Below are 6,332 nucleotides of genomic sequence, written 5' to 3'. Positions count from 1 at the left end.
CTATGGCCAGTTCACCGGCTGCGCGATCAACGTGATCACCAAGTCGGGCACCAACGAATACACCGCCAGCGCCTTCTACGAATATTCGGATGACGATCTGCGCGGCAACCGCGTCGCCGGCCGTCCGGTGGCCGCGGTGCAGCCCGAGAAGCGCTGGGGCGTCACGCTCGGCGGGCCGATCATCAAGGACCGCCTGTTCATCTATGGTGCCTATGAGCATCACGAGGCCGGTCAGTCGCAGGACGACGGTCCGACCGGTGCGGGCTACGCCAACCAGCAGAACGGCATCTCGAAGGCTCAGTTCGATGAGATCCGCGGCGTGCTGAACAGCGTCTACGGCATCGATACCGGTGACCTGGTGTACAACCGCGAATACACTAACGACCGCTACTTCGTCCGCGCCGATCTCCAGATCAACGATCGGCACCGCCTCGAAGCGACTTATCAGCGCCTCGAAGAGACGACGGTGAAGCCGGACGACCTGTTCACCGGCAACTCGCCCCAGGCGATCGGCGCCAATACCTTCTACAAGAGCGGCACCATCTCCGATTATTATTCGGGTCGCCTCTACTCGCAGTGGACCGACCAATTCTCGACCGAGCTGCGCTATTCGCGCTCTGAGATCCAGGATCTCCAGGATCCGATCGGCGGCGGCGAGGCGCAGTCGGGTAGCCCGATTCCGCGCATCATCGTCGGCATCGACAATGCGACCGGCAATGACGGCGCGGTCCTGGCGGGCCCGGGCAACTCGCGTTCGGCCAACGATCTTCGCACGACTGTCGAGCAGTATCGTGCGGTCGCCAAGCTCGCAGCGGGCAACCACAACTTCAAGCTCGGCTTCGAGCTGAACAAGGCCGACCTGTTCAACCTGTTCGTCCAGAACGCGACCGGCACGCTGGTCTTCCGCAACATCGCGGACCTGCGCGCGGGCCTCGTGTCACCGGGCCGGCCGAATGCCCCGGCGTGCACCTCGGCGACGACCACGACCACCCCGGTCAACGTCATCAACGGCTGCACCTACGGCGCGTTCGGCAACTTCTCGTCGACCGGCGACATCACCAGCGCCGCGGCGAAGTTCGACCGCAGCATCTACTCGGTCTATCTGCAGGACGAGTGGCGCGCGACCGACCAACTGAAGATCACCGCCGGCGTCCGCGCCGACTGGTATGACGGCGGCTCGCCGGCGTTCAACCCGGTGTTCGCGCAGCGCTACGGCTTCGGCAACAACAACGGCTTCAGCAAGCTCGAGCCGACGGTGCTGCCGCGTGTCGGCTTCACCTACGACTTCGACAACGAAGGGCTGTTCAGCCGTTCGCAGCTGGTCGGCGGCGTCGGCATCTTCTCGGGCGGCGATCCGCTGGTGTGGTTCGGCAACGCGTTCCAGAATGACGGTCGCGGCTTCGCGACCGGCAACAGCAACGCGGCGGACTGCACGCCGTTTAAGGACGCCAACGGCCAGATCTCGGTCGTCTCGGGCGGCCGCTTCACCGGCGTGCCGACCTGCATTCAGGCGAATGCGATCGGCCTGGCGGCTGCCGGCCGTGGCAACACCCAGTCGATCGATCCCGATCTCAAGATGCCGACCGTCATTCGCGCCAATTTGGGCTTCCGCACCGAGCTCAACTTCACGGATAGCGGCTTCCTGAGCGGCTGGAACGCGAACCTCGACTACATCTACTCGGAGTTCCGCAACCCCTACACGCTGGTCGACCTCGCCCAGACGATCGACACCCGCAAGGGCCTGAATGGCTACACGATCGACGGGCGCCCGATCTACTCCGCGATCGACACGCTGCAGCCGGGCTGCACCGCCCGTCTGGTCGATCCGGGTTCGCCGCCGGTCTATGCGAACGTCAATCCGGTCTGCTTCACCAACACCGCCAACCGCTTCGACGAGCTGATGCTCACCAACTCGAAGGGCTTCCGCAGCCATGTCGCGTCGTTCCTGCTGTCGAAGAACTTCGAGGGCGGCCTGATCATGGAAAACGGGTCGACCTGGATCTCGTTCGGCTATGCGTACACCAATTCGCATGACCGCCGGAACATGTACAACTCGACCGCCGGCTCGAACTACGATCAGACCGCGGCGTTCGATCGCCAGAATCCGGACGCTTCGCCCGGCTTCTACCAGAGCAAGCACAACTTCACCTTCGCGACGAACTTCAAGAACGAGTTCATCGAGGGTCTGGCGACCTCGTTCGGCTTCACCTTCGTGGCGCGTTCGGGCCGTCCGTACAGCCTGACCTGGACCGGTGGCGGTGCGTTCAACAATACCAACTCGGGCACCGACAACGCGCTGGTCTATATCCCGACCGGCCCGACCGATCCGAACGTCGTGTACGCTCCAACGCTCGGGACGGGCGGCGTGGTGCTGCGCACCGCGGCGCAGAACGCGGCGGATCTCGACAGCTTCATCAGCGGTCTCGATTGCGCCAACAAATATCGTGGCCGCACGGTGCCGCGTAACGGCTGCACCAACGACTGGTACTTCGATCTCGACCTCACCGTTTCGCAGGAGCTGTTCGGACCGGGCCGCCTCTTCGGACGCCAGGATAAGATCAAGCTGTACGGGATGTTCGACAACTTCCTGAACTTCATCGATCCGAACTGGAACGTCCAGCGCCGCCGCAACTTCTACGGCGTGCAGGACATCGCCTCGCTCGGTACCACCTCGGTGGGCGGCGTGACGAGCAACGTCGACGCCCAGGGCCGTTACATCATCAACGGCTTCACCGGCGGATCGTTCGACGCCGACAACCAGATCAACGTCTCCTCGTCGGTGTGGCGCTTCAAGATCGGCGTCAGCTACGAGTTCTGATCCCCGCGATCAGCATCGAAACGAAGCCGCCGCTCCGGGAACGGGGCGGCGGTTTTCGTTTGAGAACAAGGGGCTAGCGCAGCGCCGAACAGGCGCTAGTGTGCATCCGGGGCAGTTGGGGGAAGCACGGCATGAGTCCGTTCGAGCTGGTGTTCGCGGTCTATGGGCTGCTGCTGGGCCTTTCGATCGCCGAGGTGCTCGGGGGCTTCTCGCGCACGCTCAAGCTCAAGCGCGGAGCGAGGCCGGTCCGCATCGGCTGGCTCACACCGCTGCTCGGCATCCTGGTGGTGCTCGACCTGACCACCTTCTGGCTGATCGCCTGGGAAGCGCGCGACCAGATCTCGGCCAACTACCTTACCCTGTTCGGCGTGCTGGCGATCGTCGGCACCTATTATCTCGCCGCGACGCTGATCTTCCCCGAGGATCCCACGGAATGGCCCGATTTCGACGAGTGGTACGACAAGCAGAACCGCATGGTGATCGGCGGGCTGCTGGCGGCGAATGTCGGGAGCTGGATCGGCCAGATCGGGCTCGAGATATCGAAACCGACTCCCGATGCGGAACTGGCGATGAGCGACGCGGAGATGGTCGTGGTCTGGGCCGGCGTTGTGGTATTCGCGCTACTCGTCGCGCTGCTCAAGGTGAAGTCGCGCAAGTGGAACGTCGCGTTGCTCGTGACGGTGATCGCGTTGCTGCTGGTGTTCGGGATCGCCGAAGAGTTCGTCTGAGGCGAAGGTGGGAGCCGGGACGACCCGACACGAAAATCGTTACGGCTGCTTCCTTCCGGACCTGACCGGGTTGGCGACGGCATCGTCCGCCCGACTCCCGCGGCGCATATGGGGGAAAGCGTTCGCGATTGCAACGCCGGCCGTTCGTGCCCTTCAGCCGAACAGCAGCCCGATCAGTTCGCCCACCTTGGCATGCGCGGCATTGGCCCTGGCGAGCGGCAGCATCGGCACGTCCATATAGCAGGTGATCAGGATCGGCTTGCGCCCCGGCGGCGTCGCGATCGCGATGTCGTGGACATAGCCCTCGCCGCTCGTCCCGGTCTTGTCGCCCGCCCGCCAGCTCTTCGGAAGGCCCGCGCGCAGCCGCTCCTTTCCGGTCGGCGAAGCCTCCATCCAGCCGGTCAGCTTCGCCCGCGTCTCCGGCTTCAGCCGCTCGCCCAGCAGCAGCGCGTTGAGCAGCCACAGCATCGCCTGCGGCGTCGTGGTGTCGCGCACCTCGCCATTGCGGACATTGTTGAGCGTCGGCTCGTCGCGATCGGAGCGGGTGAGCGCGTCCCCCGCCGAGCGGATGAACGCCGTCAGCCCGCGCGGACCGGAAATCTGGCCGAAGACGAGATTGGCAGCGGCATTATCGCTCATCACCACCGCCGCCTCGAGCAACGCCTCGATCGACAGCGCCCCCTTGGCGAGGTTCGCCTTCACCACCGGGGCGTAATCGAGCAGATCGGCCTCGCCGAAGCGGATCTCGCGCTTGAGGTCGATCTCACCGCGGTCGGCCCGCGCCAGCACCGCGGCCGCCAGCGGCACCTTGAAGGTCGAGCACATCGCGAACCGCGCCTCGGCGCCGTCGAAATAGCGCCGCCCGGTGCCGCTGTCATAGACGGCAAGCCCGATCCGGCCGCCGGTCTCGTCGCGCAACCGGTCCATCGCGCTCTTCGATTGCGCCAGTGCGGTACCAGAGAAGATTGGGGGAAATGCGGCGAGCGCGGCGGCGCGCCCCAAAATCGAACGGCGACTCATCGGGTGGCACGTGGAGGTCGTCATCATCGTCCCTGCATATCGCGATGTTCTGAAGGCAAGCTGACCGTCAGGCCGTCGAGCTCGGGTGTCAGGACGATCTGGCACGACAGCCGGCTGGTCCGTGTCGCACCGACGGCAAGGTCGAGCATGTCCTCTTCCTCCTCGCTTGCGCGCGGCAACCGGTCGAAATCCGCGGCCGCGACGATGACATGGCAGGTCGAACAAGCCATCTGCCCCTCGCACGTCCCCTCCAGCGGCATGCCTTTCGCCTGTCCCAGCTCGAGCAGCGAATAGCCCTCCTGCCCCTCGGCGTCGCAGGCGAGGTCGCCATTAGGATCGAGAAAGCGCACCCGGATCATGCCGCGAACCTCTGTTGGCGCGCCGCGGCGTCGATCCGCTCGACCGCGGCGAGCAGTTCCTCTTCGGTGGTGTAGCGGCCGAAGCCGAGGCGGATGCTCGACCGCGCATCGGTATCGCTCAGCCCCATGGCCTTGAGCACATGGCTCGGCCGCCCCGATCCGCTCGCGCAGGCCGATCCGGCCGAAAAGGCGATGTCGCGCAGGTCGGACATCAGCCGCGCCACATCCAGCCCCGGATAGCGCATGTTGAGATTGCCGGGGTAACGGTCGTCCATCGATCCGTTGAGCGTCCAGCCCGATCCGCCCAACGCCTGATAGGCCTTGCGGAACAGCTGGGCGACATGCCCGCGATCGGCGCCGAAGCGCTGCTTGGCCAGCGTCGCCGCCGCGCCGAAGCCCGCGCACAAGGCCGGCGAGAGCGTGCCCGATCGCCCGCCGGGTTCCTGCCCGCCGCCGTGCAGCAGCGGTTCCAGCTCGACCCCGTTGCGAATCCACAGCGCGCCCACGCCCTTGGGCCCGTGGACCTTGTGCGCCGACACGGCGACCAGATCGCACGTCTCCGGAATGATCTCGCGGCCATAGCCCTGCACCGCATCGCACAGCAGCAACGCGCCCGCGCCCTTCGCCAGCGCCGCGAGCTCGCCGAGCGGCTGGATCGTCCCGATCTCGTTGTTGACCAGCATCACCGCGACGAGCCCGACGCCCGGCTTGATCGCCTCACGCGCGGCGGCGAGTTCGACCAGCCCGTCGCTGCCCACCGGCAGCACCGTCACCGCGCGCCCGCGCCGCGCCTCGGCCGCAACGGTGTCGAGCACCGCGGCATGTTCGGTGGCCACCGTCACGATCGGGCCGGTGCTGCCCTTGATCGCCCAGTTGAGCGCTTCGGTCGCACCGCTGGTGAAGCTGACGGTGCCGTTGTCGGGCATCAGGTCTGCAACCGCCTCGCGCGCCACCTCGACCGCCGCCTTGGCCCTGCGCCCGGCGGCGTGCGCCGAATGGGGGTTGGCGAAATCGCCACGCAGCCAGGGCTGCATCGCCTCGAACGCCTCGGGTGCCAGCGGCGTGGTCGCCTGATAGTCGAGATAGGTCATGCGGCGCGTGTTCCCCCTTCGCCCGAAATCTTCAGCCAAGCATCGGCAAAGCGATCGAGCTCGGCCGGCGTCGTGTTCCAGCCGATGCTGATCCGCACCGTGCGGTCGGCCATATCCGGCTCGATTCCGAACGCGCCCAACGCGCGGCTGCGCTTCAGCGTTCCGGACGAGCATGCGCTTCCCGCGGAGATCGCGAAGCCCAGCGCATCGAACCTGATGAGCTGTGCCGCCGCGCTCAACCGCTCCATCGCGAACGCGAAGATGTAGGAGGACTGGACGCCGGGCGCGACCATCTCGCCCCCTCCATATAGTGCGT

The 6,332-nt window shown here is 66.0% G+C and carries 6 protein-coding genes and 1 other RNA gene; 2 read left to right on the top strand and 5 right to left on the bottom strand.

The features are described from left to right. Together ABDV68_RS17830 and ABDV68_RS17825 are read left to right on the top strand one after the other, a co-directional pair. On the top strand, positions 1 to 2,818 hold a 2,818-nt coding region (locus ABDV68_RS17830), incomplete at its 5' end, for a TonB-dependent receptor (protein ID WP_343521446.1). Positions 2,819 to 2,949: 131 nt separating this feature from the next. Next, on the top strand, positions 2,950 to 3,546 hold the full coding sequence (locus ABDV68_RS17825; RefSeq protein WP_343521445.1) for a hypothetical protein: 597 nt from the start codon (positions 2,950 to 2,952) through the stop codon (positions 3,544 to 3,546). A gap of 3 nt (positions 3,547 to 3,549) precedes the next feature. On the opposite strand, the gene ffs is transcribed toward ABDV68_RS17825, so the two are convergent. From ffs to ABDV68_RS17800, 5 genes are all read right to left on the bottom strand, one after another. Further along, positions 3,550 to 3,648: signal recognition particle sRNA small type (ffs, locus tag ABDV68_RS17820), an RNA gene on the bottom strand. Positions 3,649 to 3,699: 51 nt separating this feature from the next. Further along, complete coding sequence (gene bla, locus ABDV68_RS17815; protein WP_343521444.1) at positions 3,700 to 4,566, bottom strand: class A beta-lactamase; 867 nt, start codon at positions 4,564 to 4,566, stop codon at positions 3,700 to 3,702. A 23-nt stretch (positions 4,567 to 4,589) separates the two neighbouring features. After that, a complete protein-coding gene (locus ABDV68_RS17810) occupies positions 4,590 to 4,925 on the bottom strand; it encodes a 2Fe-2S iron-sulfur cluster-binding protein (RefSeq protein ID WP_343521443.1) in 336 nt (111 codons plus the stop codon). Beyond that, entirely contained in the window at positions 4,922 to 6,016 is a 1,095-nt protein-coding gene (locus ABDV68_RS17805; RefSeq protein ID WP_343521442.1) for a cysteine desulfurase family protein, read from the bottom strand. The genes ABDV68_RS17810 and ABDV68_RS17805 overlap by 4 nt, the downstream gene beginning before the upstream one ends. Beyond that, positions 6,013 to 6,309: a hypothetical protein gene (locus ABDV68_RS17800; RefSeq protein ID WP_343521441.1), complete on the bottom strand. Its 297-nt coding sequence runs from the start codon at positions 6,307 to 6,309 to the stop codon at positions 6,013 to 6,015. Before ABDV68_RS17800 ends, ABDV68_RS17805 begins: the two co-directional genes overlap by 4 nt. Between the last annotated feature and the right edge of the window lie 23 nt (positions 6,310 to 6,332).

Origin of the sequence: Sphingomonas sp., from assembly GCF_039595165.1 — a bacterium.
In the GTDB taxonomy this organism is placed as follows: domain Bacteria; phylum Pseudomonadota; class Alphaproteobacteria; order Sphingomonadales; family Sphingomonadaceae; genus Sphingomonas.
Note: the sequence above shows the minus strand (reverse complement) of the source record. Positions and strands in the feature narration are given on the sequence as shown.

Excerpts from the sequence above, each read along its gene's own strand:
- ABDV68_RS17800 (WP_343521441.1), bottom strand. The coding sequence starts at position 6,309 with ATGGTCGCGCCCGGCGTCCAGTCCTCCTACATCTTCGCGTTCGCGATG.
- ABDV68_RS17810 (WP_343521443.1), bottom strand. The coding sequence starts at position 4,925 with ATGATCCGGGTGCGCTTTCTCGATCCTAATGGCGACCTCGCCTGCGAC.
- bla (WP_343521444.1), bottom strand. The coding sequence starts at position 4,566 with ATGAGTCGCCGTTCGATTTTGGGGCGCGCCGCCGCGCTCGCCGCATTT.
- ABDV68_RS17805 (WP_343521442.1), bottom strand. The coding sequence starts at position 6,016 with ATGACCTATCTCGACTATCAGGCGACCACGCCGCTGGCACCCGAGGCG.
- ABDV68_RS17825 (WP_343521445.1), top strand. The coding sequence starts at position 2,950 with ATGAGTCCGTTCGAGCTGGTGTTCGCGGTCTATGGGCTGCTGCTGGGC.